Source organism: Natrinema amylolyticum, from assembly GCF_020515625.1.
Lineage (GTDB): Archaea > Halobacteriota > Halobacteria > Halobacteriales > Natrialbaceae > Natrinema > Natrinema amylolyticum.
Window position 1 is genome coordinate 1,083,340 of record NZ_JAIWPJ010000002.1, and the last position, 16,995, is coordinate 1,100,334.

Sequence of the window (16,995 nt, forward strand, 5' to 3'; positions counted from 1 at the left end):
GGCCTGCGCCAGGGGAGCATGGGCGGTTCATGCACTCGACTTGTAATCGAGACTTCCGGGGTTCAAATCCCCGCCCTGGCTTAAATCCGCAGATTCAAATCCCTTACCGACAGGTATCGACAGGTGACGGTGTCGAGAGGATATCAATAAGTCGGATCTACGATTCGAAGCCCTTCTACCTGCAACTAGCCCGGAGATGTCAGCGCTTGAGCACCGCCATCGACGGATTCCGTGTCGAAGTATCGTTGGATACCTCGATACCACATTCGGAACTCTTCTGACGTTCAATTATAGAACCAGAATTAGAACCGACAAGTGATATGATATTATTCTAAGTATTAATTCTGATATTAATATATAGTGTAATTATTATAATAGGAAGGATCACAATGAGACTGGGTCTGAGATACATACCGACCCCGAAAGGTTCTGCAGAAAAAATCGGCATGAATGCGAGAAAACCGATAGTAGTTCCAACTGCGGCAAGGACCCCCATGCGTTTTGTCTCATCCATATATGTGATATAACGAACTGTGGAAATAAGCTTTCGAGTTACTTCTTCGATATCCAGACTCGAGAAAGAAGACTATTTTGTGCTATATCGATTATACTCAGACCGACCCTCCTATCTGCGGGAATTCACTATTCGCCAGCCGTTTCATCGTCACCGTCCGATCCACCTGCTGACTGGCTGGTCGGCGTGTCCTGCCAGTCCTCACGCTGGTACTCACGGCCGGATCCGTGGTGACGTGTTCAGCCCGTTCGGCCGCGCCAGCAGCCGTGAAGTCGCAGTCGCGGGGTCAGGTTCGGACGTCGTTCGAGGGATCGGACCCCGTCTCGAGTAATTCGTCGCAGGCCGCCTCGATTTCTGGCTGATCACTGTCGGGTGACCGTCTATCGCCTTCTGACGGGCGACGACTTTGACGAGATTAACCGGCGTTCGGTACGCCATCCGGACTTTCGAGGTACCGAGACCGTCACGCCTGTGGCTGGCAGCGAAGCGGTCATCGTTTCGGCGACTGCAGAGCCTCGAGCGTATCGACGACAGACGACACACTCCCGTGCTCGGCGAGACGCTGTCGCCGAACACAGCGCGCGATCGCCGCGTCACTAGTCGATTTTTCGCCGCAGTGGGGACAGTACGCCAGTGAGTTCTCGTCTTCGGCCTGTTCGATAAATCCGGAGGCCAAAATCGACGCCGGCAGCGCGAACAACCCAATTCCGAGCATCGCAACGATCGAACCGACGAACTGTCCCATCGGCGTGATCGGGTGGACGTCCCCGTAGCCGACCGTCGTCAGCGTCGCGACCCCCCACCAGAACGCCTGCGGTATCGATGAGAAGGCCTCCGGCTGGTGTGGGTTCTCGAGATAGTACATCACGCTCGAGGCGATCACGAGTAACAGGCCGTTCGCCGAGAACGCGAGGATCAGCTTCTCTCGTTTCTCGTGGATGACCAGCGCGAACGACTGCATGGCCGTGGAGTATCGCGCCAATTTGAGCAGGCGAAACAGTCGGACCAACCGGAGTGCACGGAGAAATCGGAGGTCGGCTTGGACCCCGCCGAGCGTCAGATAGAACGGCAGGATCGCCAGCAGATCGACGAGCAGGAGCGGCCGCGACGCGAACTCGAATCGACCACTGATCGGCCCGTTGAACTGCGGGTTATCGATCGAGGACCACACGCGCGCGACGTACTCGATCGTGAAGACGACGACCGAGAAGAGTTCGAAGTAGTAGAAGAACGCGCTGAACGATGTCGCGAGAGCGTCGACCGTCCCGAGTATGACCGCCGCCACGTTCGCGGCGATCAGTGTCATGATGAACCAGTCGGTGTAATAGCCGATCGTCCCACCCAGATCCGGTTCGAATAACTCGAAGATCTGGCGTCTGATGCTCGTATACCTCACCGTACTCATACGGCGTCCATTCCAGTAGGAAACCGTGAACGTTCCGGAACGGATAACGAAAGTCGCGATTGACGAATTCGGCCCGTCGTGGTACGGGTCGGCTGGACCGATCTTGCCGCCGTCGTGATCGGCGGACCAGCACGTGCTCGGCGTGCCGAAATCACGGGCTGTGAGACGCGATTCCACTGCAGTCCCGACGGCGTTCGGACTCGGAAACGGCTGTGGACGACGCTGTCGCGGACGGCAGACTCCGGTTACCGATCGCGGTCCATGCGTTTCGACCAGCTGCAGTTGAGACACGGACTGAACCGTAACGGCTCGCCACACTGTTGACAGTGGCCGTTCGGATACCGTCTCCCGTCCCCATATCGATCAGTCATTCGGATACCCCCCCCATGCGAAGATATTACGATATACCAATATAAATTAATTCCTGTTGTAGATATTAGAACTCAGGCAATTTCCAAACGCTTCGATTCCTCATTCCGACCGTATACCGGATACGAATACGAGAGGGCCACAGCGGGCTCGAGGCATCTCGTGTCGAGGCGACGTTCGTCAGTGGTCCGTCTCGAGTGCAACGACGGTCTCGACGGGCTCGAGGTCGCGATCGGTGAGTCGGCCGGCGGCTCTGAGCGCGTCGACGGCCTCGTAGGGATCGATATCGTACTCGGCGAGATGGGTGACCGCGAGTCGCCACGATCGTGCAGCCAACTCGGGGTTCGATTGCTGGTGCCGGTACGAAAATTCGGCTAAGGCGACGGCGGTCAAGAGATTGTCATGGTTCTTATCAGACAACATTATAACTAGTAATGACTGTAACTCTTATAAAATCAGGTCACTATCAGAAAGGCGAGAGTCCGCCGTCTCGAATCGGCTACTATCAATAGTCCCATAATTGGGCCGATTGCCGTCGCTAACTCCACTTCGAGATCAGACGAACTGGTCGTGGTTTCGCACTCGGACCGAATCTCGGAGATTCCCGAAGAGACACGCTCTCCACAGAACCGTTCTCGACTCTACAGACGGAGTAGTCCGAGTACCGCGGGGTCAGGACTGAGACGGTCCATTACCGACTGTTTCGGTGCAGTCCGACCGAGACGCTGGCGAACTCGAGCACCCGTTCTCGGCGGATCGCTCGCGATCCGGCCGCCGCGTTCTCACCAGAGCCCGAGCAGGTTCCCCGTGACGACGACGACGAACAGCAGCAGTGCGATCAACACCAGCGCCACCGGTTCGGGCGAGTCGAACGAGTGCAAAAAGCGCGTGAGTCGTCCCGTCCCCCTCCCATCTCCGCTGATGATCAAGCGTTCACCCTCCTTGCTTGCCATACGTTACCATATGATAGCACCCACTAAAAGGTGTTTATAGCTGAATTGTCATACGGAGCGAGAGCAGAATAGCCGTCCCGATCGACGCGACCGTCGCCGCCGAAAGCATCAGCGGACGCCGATCGCACGACGGCCGCGCTTGACGCAGAACCCGATTCGACCGTTCCGCGCGACGAAGTACGAGTATGGCGATAGAGTCGGCTGTTCCCGACCGGACACGCCGGCGGAACCGAATCGGCGAAACCGCGTCGGAACGGAATCGAGATCCGATGTGGGTAGGTTTATGATTATGGACCGTTCCCGTGTAATTGTCCGCGGGGAAGTCTCGAAACCACCACCTACCGCCCCCGCGGACGTCGATTTCCGAGCCGCGAACGTCCTTCTCTGTGAACGATAGGTTGATCCGATACCCCGTCGGTGACCGAACGAACGCTGCTCGTCCGGACGGCGCATCGATTCCCACAGAGGGGCGGCGGCGATAGCAGTGCGCGGAAAAGCCACGATAGATCGACGGGAGACGAGGATCCGGATTCGATATGGAAAGGCAGTCGATCAGCATCGAAACTCCTCTACTGCGGCACCGGACGGTATTTACCTCTCATCGATCGCGACGCCGAACGGCCGGTGCAGAGTGACGGCCACGGCGACGCGGGTTCGACCGGCCAACTCTCGCCGGCCGCCGACCGCGTCAGTTTCGGCCGCGGACCTCGACCGTCCGCACGGCCACGCACCCGTCAGTCGCGACTCGGACCGGGAACGACTGATCGTTCGCGACGACGGCCGTCTCGAACTCGAGGTCGATCGGTTCCGTCGTTCCGCCGTCGATCGAGACGCGACGCGTGTCGACGATCGTCGGATCGTGGCCGACGATCAGTTCGGCGGTCCGGGTGACGGCTCGGTCGCTCGTATTCTCCAGGGTAGCGGTCACCTCGAGGACGTCACCGGCGTCGACGGGATCGTTCGTGTTCGTGATCGCGACCCGACCGCTCGCGTCGGCCGTACCGATCACTTCGACGGTTCGTTCGGCGACGGCGTCGTCGGTCTCGACGCGGACGGGGAACGCCTGCGTTCGGTCGACGACCGCGGTCTCGAACTCGAGGGAGACCGTCTCGGTCACCCCGCCGGCGACGGAGACGGATCGGGTCGCGACTCGCTGCGGATCGTGGCCGACCACGAGGTCGACGTCTCGACTCACCGGTTCGGTGCCGGCGTTCTCGAGGGCGGCGGTCACGTCGAGGACGCCGCCGGCCTCGACGGGGTCGTTCGTCCCGGTGATCGAGACGCTCAGTCCGGTTTCGGTCCCGGGACCGGTATCGTCGACTTCCCAGAGGGATTCCGAGGTGAACGTGCCGTCCGCGGAGATCACCCACGCGATGATCGGGCACGTGTGACAGAGCCCGCCGTCGACGGTCAGGGACGCCGTGTCCGCGGCCCCGCTGACGTCGGACGTGCCGAGGATGAGGTCTGACTGGCCGATCCACCAGACGACGCGCTCGAGCGCGCCGTCCGGGTCGGCGACGTCGATCTCGAGATCGGTCGGTTCGTCGCGGTCGACCGGGAGCGTCCCCCGGTCCGGGCGCGCGTCTTCGATCGTCGGTGACGCGTGGCCGTCGGGCGTCACGGTGACCGTCCAGTCGGCTCGGTAGTTTCCGTCGTCGGTGTCGATTCCGGCGGTGACCCGATCGGTGCCCTCGGACTCGGCGGTGTACTGCCAGTAGTGGGCGTTTCGCTCCGCGTAGTAGACGGACTGCCAGGCGGGGCCGACCATCGAGTCGCCGACGGGCTCTCCGTTGACCCACCAGCCGGTGAACTGCGACGTGTCGGCGTCCGGATCGACGGCTCCGGCCTCGAAGAAGACCGTCGTCCCTGGCTGGACGGCGATCTCCTCGCTCGGACTGGTGAGCCCGTCGTCGAGTTCCTCGACGCCGAGTACGGTGACCGTTCGCCGGTCCGAATCGCCGTTCGTCCGGACCCCGACCGACAGCTCGCGATCTCGGGCGGCGGGTTCGACCCGGTAGCTGCGGGGGAACGGCCGCCGGATCTCTCCCGGCTCGAGCGTCAACGTGACGGTGCCGGCCGGCTCGCCGCCGACGAGGTACTCGAGGGTTGGGCGAACCGTCCGGTCGGTCGCGTTCTCGACCTCGGCGGTCCACTCGAGCAGTCCGCCGCCCTCGACGGGGTCGGACGCGTCCGCGATCCGAACGGCTACCGCCCCGTCGGCGTCCGCGGCCGATTCGTCGGGCTGGGATCGGACGCGGCCGTACGTGAACGGTACGATACCACTTACCGCACTCCCTCGCAGTAGCGTCCGCCGGTTCACAGTGTGTCCCTCATTCGTGTTCGAAACCCGGAATGTGGAGCAAAAAGGAGCGCTACCGTTTCGCGGGGAAACGAGACCGTTCGTCCCGTGTAGGCGCTCCCGAAACGGCGACGGCGGTCCGTACTCGGCTGTTGGCCCCGCTTACTCCCCGGAACGGACCGCGGTTCCGCCGACGCGCTCGAGTGCCGTCGATCCCTATTCGGTTTCGGAGCCCTTCGCGACGCGAGCCTCGCTCGTCAGGGCGTCGACGTGGACGTGAAGCGGTCCCGAATCGGTCTCGAGCGGAACGATCCACGAGGCGCTGGTTCTGTGTGGCTCCTCGCGGACGGTCACGTCGTCGTACCCCTCCCGTTCGGCCGTCTTTCGGGCGATCCGTGCGGCCTCGTCCGCGTCTTCGATCCGAAGTTCGTCGTTCAGGCGGACGGTCACGACCGGCACGTCGGCCATCCGGACGATCCGCTCGGTGACGCTGCCGACGAGCACCCGATCGAGCCCGGTCCGGCCCTGCGTTCCCATGACGATCATGTCGATGTCGTGTTCGTCGGCGTACTCGAGGATCTCCTCGTGGGGGACGCCCCGTTCGACGGCCGTCACGGCGTCGACGCCCTCCCGCGTCGCTTCGGCTTCGACGCGCTCGACCGCCCGCTCGGCGGCCGGAATCGCTTCGTCGGTCTGGAGCGTTCCCAGCGGCCCCTCCGGGACGATCGACAGCGCGTGAATCGTCGCACCGAAGCGATCCGCGATGGTCAACCCGTGCGTGATCGATCGACGGGTCCCGTCGCTCCCGTCCGTCGGAACGAGGATATCCTGATACATGATACGCCACAGTTGGGAATACGGTCGTAAATACCCTCGAGTCGCGCCCCGTCCGGTGAGCGGTGCGCCGCGGCCGTCGGCGCACAATGAGTTATCAGCCCTCTTATCGATGGAAAGTAATTCCGCCGTCCTCCCCGAACGATGTAAATCTTTTTTACGATACGCGCGAACGTACCGCACGGACTATGACAAATCTTGTCACTAATGTCGCGGAGGCCGTCGAGGAACACGGCGACAATACCGCGATCGGGTTTCAGGGCTCGGAAACGAGCTACGAGGAGTTCTGGGGCCAGACCGGCGCCTTCGCGACCGCACTCGAGGAACGGGGGATCGGCGAGGACGACCGTATCGCGCTCTATCTGCCGAACGTGCCGCCGTTTCTGATCTCCTTCCACGGGGCGCTCCGCGCCGGCGGGGTCGTCGTCCCGATGAACCCCCAATACAAGGCCCGCGAGATCGGTCATCTGCTCGCCGACAGCGGAGCGAAGGTGGTCGTCGCGCTCGCCGATCTCGTTCCCTTCGTCACGGAAGTACAGGACGAGACCGACGTCGAACACGTCGTCAGCGTCGGCGGCGACGCCGAGGGCGCGACCGCGTTCGAGGAGTTCCTCGAGCCCGGCGATCCCGGTGTCGCCGAGCGCGACGGCGACGACGACGCGGTCCAGCCCTACACCTCGGGGACAACCGGCCAGCCGAAAGGCGTCCAGCTCACCCACGAGAACCTCGCGTCGAACGCGAACGCGGCGTCGGAGCTCGTTCCCGACGGGATCCGGCCGGACGACAAGCAGCTCGGCGTCCTCCCGCTGTTTCACATCTACGGGATGACCGTCGTGATGAACACGGCGCTGTTCAACGGCGCCGCGTACTACCCGATGGCCTCGTGGGACGCACAGGACGCCGTCTCGCTCATCGAGGACGAGGAGCTGACGATCATGCACGGCGTGCCGGCGATGTACAACGACGTCATCAACCAGCCGAACGCCGAGGAGTTCGACATGTCGTCACTGCGGCTCTGCGGTGTCGGCGGCTCCGGCATTCCGGTCGAAGTCCTCCGTCAGTTCGAGGAGCTCTACGAGCCGAAGATCTACGAGGGGTACGGCCTGACCGAGACCAGCCCGATCACCCACTTCAACAGCCCGATCGACGGTCGCCGCGTCGGCAGCGTCGGTAAGACCGTCCCCGGCGTCGACTCGAAAGTCGTCGACGAGGAGTTCGAGGAGGTCCCGCCGGTCGAGGAGGGACCGATCGACGAGGAGGAGGCCGACCTCCGGGAGATCACCGGCGAAATCGTCGTCGCCGGGCCGAACGTGATGAAGGGCTACTACGGCCTGCCAGAGGCCAACGAGGAGGCCTTCACCGAAGAGGGCGGGCGGCGCTGGTTCCACACCGGTGACATCGGCTACGAGGACGAGGACGGCTTCTTCTACGTCGTCGACCGCGAGAAGCACATGATCGTCACCGGCGGCTACAACGTCTATCCGCGCGAGGTCGAGGAGCTCCTCTTCGAGCACCCCGACGTCGCCGACGCCGCCGTGGCCGGCATTCCCGACGAACGCCGCGGGGAGACCGTCAAGGCCTTCATCGTCCGCACGCCCGAGGGCGACGTGACCGAGGAGGAAATCAAGGAGTACTGCCTGACCAACATGGCGGAGTACAAACACCCGCGCGAGGTCGAGTTCGTCCAGGAACTCCCGCGGACGACTACCGGGAAGGTCCAGAAGTTCAAGCTCCGCGAGCAGGAGGACGGAGAGGAGGTGGCCGAATAATGGCCCTCGGCGACGACGTCCTCCTCGAGATCGAGGATGAGGGGGTCGCGACGATCACGCTCAACCAGCCCGACAAACGAAATCCCCTCTCGGAGGGGATCAGCGCCGGCCTCACCGAGGCCCTGGACGAGATCGAGGACAGCGACGCCCGCTGTGTCGTCCTCGAGGGATCGGGCGGCGCGTTCTCGGCTGGCGGCGACATCGAGTCGATGGTCGAGGGGATCGAGAACGAGGTACCGGCCGACGAGCGGGTTCGGACGCTCGAGCGGTCGACCAACGAACTGATGCGGCGGCTGATCGACTTCCCGGTCCCGACGGTGGCGGCCATCGACGGCCCAGCCGTCGGCGCCGGCGCGAACCTGGCGCTGGCCTGCGACATGCAACTCGCGACCGAAGACGCCGTCTTCGGCTTCGTCTTCCGGCAGGTCGGGCTGAGCGTCGACGCAGGTACCTCCTATCTGCTCCCCCGCGTCGTCGGTGAGAACGTCGCGAAGGAACTCGTGCTCACGGGCGATATCATCGGTGCGGATCGCGCTGACGAGCTCGGACTGGTCAACCACGTCTACGCGGCCGACGAGTTCGACGAGCAGGTCGAGGAATTCACCGCGAAGATCGTCTCCGGCCCGCCGATCGCGTTGCGTCACGCCAACCGCCTCCTCGGCGAGGGCTTAGAGAAATCGCTCGAGCAGGCCCTGACCGACGAGGCGACGGCCCAGGGGATCGTCTTCGAGACCGCGGACCACGAGGAGGGGGTCAACGCCTTCTTCGAGGACCGCGATCCCGAATACGAGGGTCGGTAGGCGCGCTCGCAGTCGAGATTTCGCATTGGCTTTTCAGTTACCCTCCTATCAGAAATTATTCCTACAAAGCTGTTAGAACGTATAGGTATGCCGCCAGCCTCACTTCGGGATCAGATACGGTCCCCTACCGGCGTTGCGATCGGGATCCTATGGCTCGCGAGTTCGATATATGGAATCCTCAGTCCCTTGAGTATCTTCCTGTCGTCGATCCTCCCGCTCGCCCTCATCGCGTCCGTGTTCCTCCTTCAACTGTTCTACCGGCTGGTCGTGGCCGTCGAGCACCTCGCCTACGAACCGTAGCGGCGCCCGCTCGAGAACCGGTGACGATCCGGTGGCGACACGACCGCCGTTACTGCATGGTCTCTCCGACGGGAACCAGCGTCGATACCCGCGCGTTCTCCTTGATTTTGAGCCCGCCGTCGGCCACCGTCAGCGGGATTAAGGGCAGGTGGTCTCGCACCTGCATCGACGGATGGGAGCCGCCGCGAGCCAGCAGTTCGTTGCGGGGCTGGAGCTGGACCGGCTCCTCGAGGTCGGTCAGGAACTCGTTGTGCTGGACGACGTACTGGCCGCCGTCGAGGTGCCACCAGCCGAACTCGTCGTGAGGGGACTCGAGTTCCGTCGGGACGGGCTCGAGGTCGGCGTCCGTGAGTTCATCGCCGCCGAAGTCGAGGCGGCCGGGAGCGGCCACCTCGTAGACGGCGCTGACCGTCAGGTCGACGCCGCGGTCGGTGACCTGTACCGGTTCGTACACCTTGTTATCGACGAATTCGGCGAGGGGATGGTCGGCGGACATATCGGGCGATACGACGGTTCCGAGCGTAAAAAATGATACTGTCAGCGAGCGTGGACGACGCCGTCCGTCACCGGTTCGCCGACGGGGCCGAGCGCAATCGTTTTCACCGCTGCGTAGAAATTCGCTCGAGTGAACAGGTTCCTCGGGCTGTGCTCGCTGGCCGTCGCCGTCGTCGCCACCGTCGCCGCGAACGCCGTGCCGGCGCTGGACCCCACGTGGTTGCCCACTGGGGGCGTCCCAGGGGACGTCATCGCGACGAAGGCCCTCTTGGCGATCGCCGTCGTCGCCGGAACCTACGGGATCTATCATCTGGCTCGGCACCTGCTGGTCCGACGGATCGCGAGCAAACGGCGGGCTCACGACGCGCGGAACGTCCTCCGATTTGGCCTCGGTGCGGTCACCGTCATCGGACTGCTCGGCGTCCTCACCGAGCAGTGGCTCGGCGTGCTCTTTTCGCTCGGCGTGGTCGGTTTCGCGGTCACCTTCGCGCTCCAGCAGCCGCTGTTCTCGCTGATGGGATGGTTCTACATCATGATCAAACGACCCTATCAGGTCGGCGACCGCGTCCGGATCGGCGACGCCAAGGGCGACGTGATCGAGGTCGACTTCCTCGTCACCACCCTCTGGGAGATCAACGGCGAACTCGTCTCCTCGAACCAGCCCTCCGGCCGCGTCGTCACCCTGCCCAACAGCACCGTCCTCTCCTCGGAGGTGTACAACTTCTCGTGGGAGAAGTTCCCCTACGTCTGGAACGAGATCTCGATTCAGCTCTCCTACGAGACCGACCTCGCGTTCGCACAACAGGAACTGACCGACGTCGCGGACGACTACCTGGGCGAGCGCATGGCCCAGAACATCGCCCGCTACCGCGAACTCCTCGCCGAGACGCCGGTCGAACTCGAGGTCCGGGACGGACCGTCGGTCAACGTCGTGCAACAGGAGTCGTGGGTCGAACTCCGGCTCCGCTATCTTGTCCATCCGCGACGCGGCCAGCGGGTGAAAAACGACCTCTACGAGCGGGTCCTCGAGCGGTTCAACGAGCACCCCGACCGCGTGTCGTTCCCGGTGAGCCGGAACCGGTAACGACCGCTGGCGCGGGGAGCCCGCACCGGACTCCCCGAACCCTATAGTAGCCACTGAAACGATTTACATACTGATCGCGACGCTGTCGTGCGTCAGATGTGCACTGACTTCCAGTGGCTACTATATGTACTGGCGACCGTATCCCCGGGTATGACCGACGTCCTCACCGACGAGATCGCTCGCTTCGTTCGCGCGGTCGGTCCGGATCCCGACGAGACGCTGATCGAGATGGACGAGTACGCCGCCGCCGAGGGGTTCCCCCACGTCGGCCCCGATGTCGGTGCGTTCCTCCGCTTCATCGCCCGCCTGAACGACGCCGAGCGGATCTTCGAGTTCGGGTCCGGCTACGGCTACTCGGCCTACTGGTTCGCCGACGCGCTCCCCGACGACGGCGAGATCGTTCTCACGGAGGTCGACGAGGACGAACTCGAGCTTGCCCGCGAGTACATGGCCGCGGGCGGCTACGACGATATCACGCGGTACGAACTCGGTGACGCGATGGCGACGATCGACCGCTACGACGGCCCGTTCGACGTCGTCCTGATCGACCACCAGAAGAGCCGGTACGCGGACGCGTTCGAGGCCGTTCGATCGAAAATTCCCGTCGGCGGCGTCGTCGTCGCCGACAACGCGATCACGGCCAGCGTCGTCGAGTTCGATGACCTGCTCGAGTGGGCCGAGGGCGGCTCCCCGACGGACGCGAACGAACACACGCAGGGGGTCATCGACTACCTCGAGACGGTCCGCGACGATCCGGACTTCGAGACGGTCCCCGTCCCGCTCGGCGAGGGGATCGCAGTGAGTTACCGCGTCGGGTAGTCGGTCGTCTCGCCGTCGAACACCTCTTCGGGCTCCTCAGCGGGCGCCGGGGAGCCGTACTCCCGGAAGCCGAGGAAGATCGTCGTCCCGGCGGCGGCGAGCAGCGTCGCCCGCGTGATCGCAGCGAGTCCGACGACCGTCACCCACGCAGGTCCCGGCGCGATCGAGCCGACGGTCTCGAGGCCGACGGCGTGAGCCCCGGCGACCCCCAGAAACGAGAGCCACAGTCCCAGCGCGGCGTACGCGAGGTGCTCCCGCGTGACCGATCGAGCGTAGCGAGCGAGGCAGTAGACGCCGCCGACAGCGAGTCCCGTCGCTCCGAGGGTGAGACCGATTCCGTCGGCGGCGACGGTCGCGACGCCGGCGACGGCGAAACAGACGAGCGAGGCGGCGAGCAGGGATCGATCCGAACCGCGTGTTGTCGGAATCACGTCGTGCACCGCTTTGGCGGGTTGAGTAGGCGGCCGGATATATAGCTGTTGGCTGACTGCAGGCGTTTCGGACCGCCCGCTCGAGTCGGGGCCGGTCCGCGGCCGCACGGGCGATGACGGGGTCTCGGTCCGGGCTGCGCCGACGGCGACGGGATCTCGGTCCGCTGCACCGACGGCCGGCGGGTGTTCAGTCCGCTGCACCGACGACTGGCGGGTGTTCAGTCCGCTGCACCGACGACTGGCGGGTGTTCAGTCCGCCGCGGCGTCGACGGTCGGGAGGGTGAACGAGAACGTCGACCCCTCGCCGGGGTCGGAGTCGACTCGGATCTCGCCGCCGTGGCGCTCGACGATTCGATGACAGAGCGCGAGCCCGATTCCCGTTCCGGCGTGTTCGTCGCGGCTGTGGAGGCGCTGGAACACCTCGAAGATCCGATCTTGCTCCGCGGGGTCGATCCCGATCCCTTCGTCGCGGACCGAAATCTCCCACATCTGACCGGTGCGCTCGGCGCTGACGTGAATCCGCGGCGGCTCGTCGCCGCTGTACTCGATCGCGTTCGAGAGCAGGTTCTGGAATACCTGCCGGAGTTGGCTCGCATCGCCCGCGACGCGGGGCAGGTCGTCCGCCGTGATCTCGGCGTCGCGGTCGTCGATACGTAACTGGAGGTCCTCGCGAACGTCCGCGAGGACCACATCGAGGGCGACCGGCTCGAAGGGATCGCCCTGCGTCTCGACGCGGGAGTACTCGAGGAGGCCGTCGATCATCTCGCGCATGCGCTCGGCCCCGTCGACGGCGTAGTCGATGAACTCTCTGCCGTCCGCGTCGAGGTCGTCGGCGTATCGGCCCTCGATCAACTGGAGGTAGCTGGTGATCATCCGCAGGGGCTCCTGTAAGTCGTGCGAGGCGGCGTAGGCGAACTGCTCTAAGCGTTCGTTCGACTCCTCGAGTTTGCGCCGGTACTCCGTTCGTTCGGTGATATCCTGAATGACGAGCATCCCGCCGGAGACCTCGCCGCCGGTCCGGACGGGAAGGGTGGTGGCACGGAGTTCCCGGCCGCGGTAGGTCACCTCGAAGGTACGCTCGTCACCGTCGAGAGCGGCCCGGAAGTGGGGTTCGATGTCGGCGAGCAGCTCGTCGGAATACCGCTCGTGGATCGATTGGCCGATCGCGACCTCGCGATCGATCCCGATTTCGCCGAGGAGTTGGCCGCCGGCAGCGGTGTACCGAAGTTCGTCGTCGAAGAGGGCGACGACGCCGTTCGGAAAGTTCTCCGCGAGGGTGCGATAGCGCTGCTCGCTCTCCTCGAGCCGGCGCTGTCGTTCCTGTCGCTCGGTGACGTCCCGAACGACGCCGATCCGTTCGCGACCGGTGTCCGCGGTCGTGATCGATGTCACCGTCGCCTCTATCGGGACCTGCTCGCCGGATTTCGTCTCGAGTACTGTCTCTATCGCCGGCTCGTCGCTCTCGTTGGCGGCGATCCGCTGGGCGGTCTCCATCACCCGTTCGTCGACGACGAGCGAGCCGTGGCTTCCGAGCAACTCGTCGCGATCGTAGCCAGTGAGAGCCGCGTACGCGTCGTTAACCATCGTGAACCGGCCCTCCTCGTCGAGGACGTAGATACCGTCCTCGATGGTCTCGATGATCCGCTCGTACTGCTCGAGGTGGCGTTCGCGCTGCTTCCGGTCGCTGATATCGCGGAAGTACACTGACAGTCCCGTCTCGGAGGGGTACGCCTGAATCTCCATCCAGATGCCCAGCGAGTCCGAATAGCGCTCCCACGAAACGGACTGTTGGGTCTCCATGGCCTCCCGGTAGCGCTCGATGAGATCGGATCGCGTTCCGCTGGGGAACGTCTCCCAAATGTTCTCGCCGACGAGCTCCTCGTCCGCGTACCCGAGCAGCTCGTTCGCGCGGTCGTTGACGTGCGTGAACTCCCAGTCGTCGTCGAGCGCGTAGAACGCGTCCGAGATGCGACCGAAGATCTCGCTCAGTTCGGTCTCGAGCTCGCGCTTACGGCGCTCGAGGCGACGCTCGTGTTCCTTGAGCGCCGTGATGTCCTCGCCGGCCGAGATGACCCGCTCGAGCTCGCCATCGGCACCGAACACGGGGACGGCGGTGACGGAGAACCACGTCCGTTCGCCCGACGGCCCCTCGATCGCGAGCACCTCGTCGGAGACCGGTTCGCCGGTGTCCCTGACGCGCGCCGACGGCCCGTCGTCGGGCGCAATTGGGTCGCCGTCAGCGTCGACGACGGTCCGTTCGGCGAGCAGTTCCGTCTCGCCGAGCGGTTCCCGATCGTCGAGGCCGAGCGCCGTCTGTGCGTGTCGATTCGCCAGCACGGTCTCACCGTCGGCGTCCTCGACGGAGATCGCGACCGGTGCCGTCTGGAGCAGCGTCTCGGTCTGGGCCCGCTCGCGCTCGAGGCTCCGTTCGTGACTGATTCTGTCGAAGGTCGCCTCGAGACTCGACGTCGCGATTTTCGCGAGCGAGAGGTCGCCCTCGTCGAACGCGCCGGGCGCTTCGGAGCCGATGATGACGACGCCGTGGTCCCCGATCGGGAGACAGATCTCGCTTCGGATCGGCGTCTCGGGGTTGTAGACGTCTGAATCGGCGGTCACGTCGTCGTAGATGACCGGCTCACCGGTCTCGAAGACGCGCCAGGCGATCCCCTCCCCCGCTGCGAACGTCGGGATCTCGTCGAACAGGGCCGCCGCGGGCTCGGACCGGGCGACCGGCTCGAGCGCTGCCGTCTCCGGGTCGTGGAGGAAGACGCCGTTGATCTCGAGATCGAGGATATCGAAGAGCTGCCGGCAGGCCCGTTCGGCGACCGTCTCTCGCGTCTCGGCACCGAGCCACTCGCGGACGGCCTCGTTCAGCCGCCGGAGCTGGGAGGCGCGCCGGTGCTGTTCGGTCACGTCGTAGTAGAGCTCGACCCGGCCGCCCGCGTAGGGCCCGGTTTCGATCGGCTTGCTCCGATGTTCGAGCCAGCGCTCCTCGCGGCCGTCGCCCGGCGTAATGTGACATTCGAAGCGCTCAGTGTGGCTGTTGTCGTCGTAGGTCGCTCCGAGGATGTCGACGAACTCGTCCGGATCGCCGACCCGGTCGCGAATCGTCTCGTCGATCACACTCATTTTGTCCCGGCCGATCACGTCCGTCGCGTCGAGTCCGAAGTACCGCTCGGTGGCGTCGTTGATCCACGCGACGTCGAACGAGTCGTCGAGCACGAAGACGCCCACGTCGGCTCTCTCGAGCACCGCGGTGATCGATTCGAACGGCTCAGGCCGGGTCGACTCGGATTCCGCCGGCGCTCGAGTGTCGCGGTCGAGTTCTGTGACGACGCCGATCGACCCCTGACGGCCGTCGGGACCGGGGACCGTTCCGAGCCGTAGCTCGCAGGGAATTGCGGCGTCGTCGACCGTCCTGATCGATCGTTCGAGTTCGGAGACGCCGGCGGACTCCACTTCGGCCGGTTCGATACTGGGCTCGCTGAAGAGCGCCGCGACGTGCTCACCGCGGAGCGTCTCGCGTGCGTGGCCGGTCAGCTCGAGGAGGGTATCGTCGACCGCGACGATCCGATCGTCGGCGTCCAGTTGGAAGACGCCGTCCGCGACCGTATCGACGAGCGTCCGGTACCACTGGAGTGCCGCCCGATCGTCACCGTCGCTCCAGGGGGCTGGCGCCGCCGGCTCCGCCCGTTCAGTCATTGCGAGTAGGAGGCCGTTCGAACGGATAAGTCCAGCGCCGCTGGCCGTCTCGAGCGGGTTACTCGTCGCCGCCGTCCGCGAGAACGCGCTCTTCGGGCGTCGGCTGTCCCGGATGGATGCCGTACCAGGCGAACCCGTAGAGGACCGTCATCGAGACCGCACAGAGAACGGTCGCGCCGGCGACCGACTCGAGCGCGAGGGAGGCGACCGGGCCGGCGAACGCGTCGCCGACGGCGGCCGCCGATTCGCTGTCGGGGGCCGTCGCCAGCGCGTAGGGGAGGAAGGTGGCGAACGCGAGCAGCCACCATCGTTTCGCGGTGCGGCGGAGCCGTGCCGTCCCGTGCTCTCTGGCAGTGCTCGTGACGCCGGCGACACCGAGCGCGATCAAGAGGAGAGCGGGGAGCGTTCGAAGCGGGGAATCAAAGCCGAGATTAACCGCGACGCCGGCGGCGACGACCGCGACGGAACCGGCGAGGAGCGGACGCGAGGGACTGGGCCCTGTACGAGGCATTCTGCCCACCGGTAGCAACTCATTGCACAAAACTCTCGCGAACCGTCGACGGCCAGCGTCGCACGTCTCGATCACCGGTCGACCGCGGCCGCACAACAAAGGACGTATTACCGGTGCCCGTAACTCGAACGTGAGAACGAATGAGGGAACGCGATCGACCTGTCTCCGTGACGACCCTCCGACGGCGAGCCGCGGCCGCGGCCGACCGAGCGGCCCACATCGCATCGGGCGTACCCGGTAGCGGGACTGCACGGCGACTGGGACGACTCTGGCAGCGACACGTTCGGGAGCGCCCCGATCAGTATCAGGCGTCGATCACCTTTCCGACGGCACCGGAGCGGCCGACGGTCGGCGAGGTCCACGGCTGGATCGAGGCCCTCGAGTACGCGTTCGAGGGCCGCCTCGACGTCTACGCCCGGCGCGGAAGCGTCGCAGTCGAGACGGATCCGATCTCGGCCGAACTGTTCGATCAGGACGAGTTCGACGACATCTGCGAGCGGATCGAGGACGGCTACGACGGCTCGCACTCGATCGCGCACTTGAAGAAGTGGCGACGGAACGACGGGCGGCTCGTACGGGCCCACGTGCTCGTTCCGGTCAAACCGCTGTTTCCGCGCAGCGAAACCGACGGGCCGGATACGGAGCGAGCCGCGGCCGAGATCGAAGCCGACTGATCGTCGCGCCGTCCGTATCGACCGTCCGGTGTCGCG

The 16,995-nt window shown here is 64.7% G+C and carries 15 protein-coding genes and 1 tRNA gene; 6 read left to right on the plus strand and 10 right to left on the minus strand.

All coding sequences use genetic code 11. The features are described from left to right. Positions 1-7: 7 nt before the first annotated feature. Positions 8-81 (plus strand) — tRNA-Thr (locus LDH66_RS15540). Positions 82-331: 250 nt separating this feature from the next. On the opposite strand, the gene LDH66_RS15545 is transcribed toward LDH66_RS15540, so the two are convergent. The 6 genes from LDH66_RS15545 to LDH66_RS15570 all read right to left on the minus strand — a co-directional run bounded on the left by LDH66_RS15545 (position 332) and on the right by LDH66_RS15570 (position 6,377). Next, positions 332-514, minus strand: a complete 183-nt coding sequence (locus LDH66_RS15545) for a hypothetical protein (RefSeq protein ID WP_226481977.1) — start codon at positions 512-514, stop codon at positions 332-334. 490 nt (positions 515-1,004) lie between these two features. Then, entirely contained in the window at positions 1,005-1,919 is a 915-nt protein-coding gene (locus tag LDH66_RS15550) for a potassium channel family protein (protein WP_226481978.1), read from the minus strand. 549 nt (positions 1,920-2,468) lie between these two features. Continuing rightward, entirely contained in the window at positions 2,469-2,624 is a 156-nt protein-coding gene (locus LDH66_RS15555) for a hypothetical protein (protein ID WP_226481979.1), read from the minus strand. Between the two features lie 446 nt (positions 2,625-3,070). Beyond that, a complete protein-coding gene (locus LDH66_RS15560; RefSeq protein ID WP_226481980.1) occupies positions 3,071-3,241 on the minus strand; it encodes a hypothetical protein in 171 nt (56 codons plus the stop codon). 688 nt (positions 3,242-3,929) lie between these two features. Next, complete coding sequence (locus LDH66_RS15565; RefSeq protein ID WP_226481981.1) at positions 3,930-5,561, minus strand: COG1361 family protein; 1,632 nt, start codon at positions 5,559-5,561, stop codon at positions 3,930-3,932. Between the two features lie 195 nt (positions 5,562-5,756). After that, positions 5,757-6,377: a universal stress protein gene (locus LDH66_RS15570; RefSeq protein WP_226481982.1), complete on the minus strand. Its 621-nt coding sequence runs from the start codon at positions 6,375-6,377 to the stop codon at positions 5,757-5,759. Positions 6,378-6,562: 185 nt separating this feature from the next. Here LDH66_RS15570 and LDH66_RS15575 point away from each other — a divergent pair, with 185 nt between their 5' ends. Together LDH66_RS15575 and LDH66_RS15580 are read left to right on the plus strand one after the other, a co-directional pair. Continuing rightward, positions 6,563-8,143, plus strand: a complete 1,581-nt coding sequence (locus LDH66_RS15575) for a long-chain-fatty-acid--CoA ligase (protein WP_226481983.1) — start codon at positions 6,563-6,565, stop codon at positions 8,141-8,143. Then, positions 8,143-8,943: an enoyl-CoA hydratase/isomerase family protein gene (locus tag LDH66_RS15580; protein WP_226481984.1), complete on the plus strand. Its 801-nt coding sequence runs from the start codon at positions 8,143-8,145 to the stop codon at positions 8,941-8,943. Before LDH66_RS15575 ends, LDH66_RS15580 begins: the two co-directional genes overlap by 1 nt. A 349-nt stretch (positions 8,944-9,292) precedes the next feature. Here LDH66_RS15580 and LDH66_RS15585 read toward each other — a convergent pair whose 3' ends face one another. Continuing rightward, positions 9,293-9,739 carry a dCTP deaminase/dUTPase family protein gene (locus LDH66_RS15585; protein WP_226481985.1) on the minus strand — a complete coding sequence of 149 codons (447 nt, stop codon included), beginning with the start codon at positions 9,737-9,739 and terminating at the stop codon, positions 9,293-9,295. Between the two features lie 129 nt (positions 9,740-9,868). On the opposite strand from LDH66_RS15585, the gene LDH66_RS15590 reads away from it, so the two are divergent. Then, positions 9,869-10,822, plus strand: a complete 954-nt coding sequence (locus LDH66_RS15590) for a mechanosensitive ion channel family protein (protein ID WP_226481986.1) — start codon at positions 9,869-9,871, stop codon at positions 10,820-10,822. 150 nt (positions 10,823-10,972) lie between these two features. After that, complete coding sequence (locus LDH66_RS15595; RefSeq protein WP_226481987.1) at positions 10,973-11,641, plus strand: O-methyltransferase; 669 nt, start codon at positions 10,973-10,975, stop codon at positions 11,639-11,641. Here LDH66_RS15595 and LDH66_RS15600 read toward each other — a convergent pair. The 3 genes from LDH66_RS15600 to LDH66_RS15610 form a co-directional block, all read right to left on the minus strand. Beyond that, positions 11,626-12,081 (minus strand): hypothetical protein, encoded by a 456-nt coding sequence (locus LDH66_RS15600; protein ID WP_226481988.1) that lies wholly within the window; start codon positions 12,079-12,081, stop codon positions 11,626-11,628. The genes LDH66_RS15595 and LDH66_RS15600 overlap by 16 nt on opposite strands. Positions 12,082-12,321: 240 nt before the next feature. Beyond that, positions 12,322-15,774, minus strand: coding sequence for a PAS domain S-box protein (locus LDH66_RS15605; protein WP_226481989.1), 3,453 nt, complete (start codon positions 15,772-15,774; stop codon positions 12,322-12,324). A 58-nt stretch (positions 15,775-15,832) separates the two neighbouring features. Further along, a complete protein-coding gene (locus LDH66_RS15610; protein WP_226481990.1) occupies positions 15,833-16,285 on the minus strand; it encodes a hypothetical protein in 453 nt (150 codons plus the stop codon). 140 nt (positions 16,286-16,425) lie between these two features. On the opposite strand from LDH66_RS15610, the gene LDH66_RS15615 reads away from it, so the two are divergent. Continuing rightward, positions 16,426-16,959, plus strand: coding sequence for a hypothetical protein (locus LDH66_RS15615; RefSeq protein ID WP_226481991.1), 534 nt, complete (start codon positions 16,426-16,428; stop codon positions 16,957-16,959). Positions 16,960-16,995: the final 36 nt, after the last annotated feature.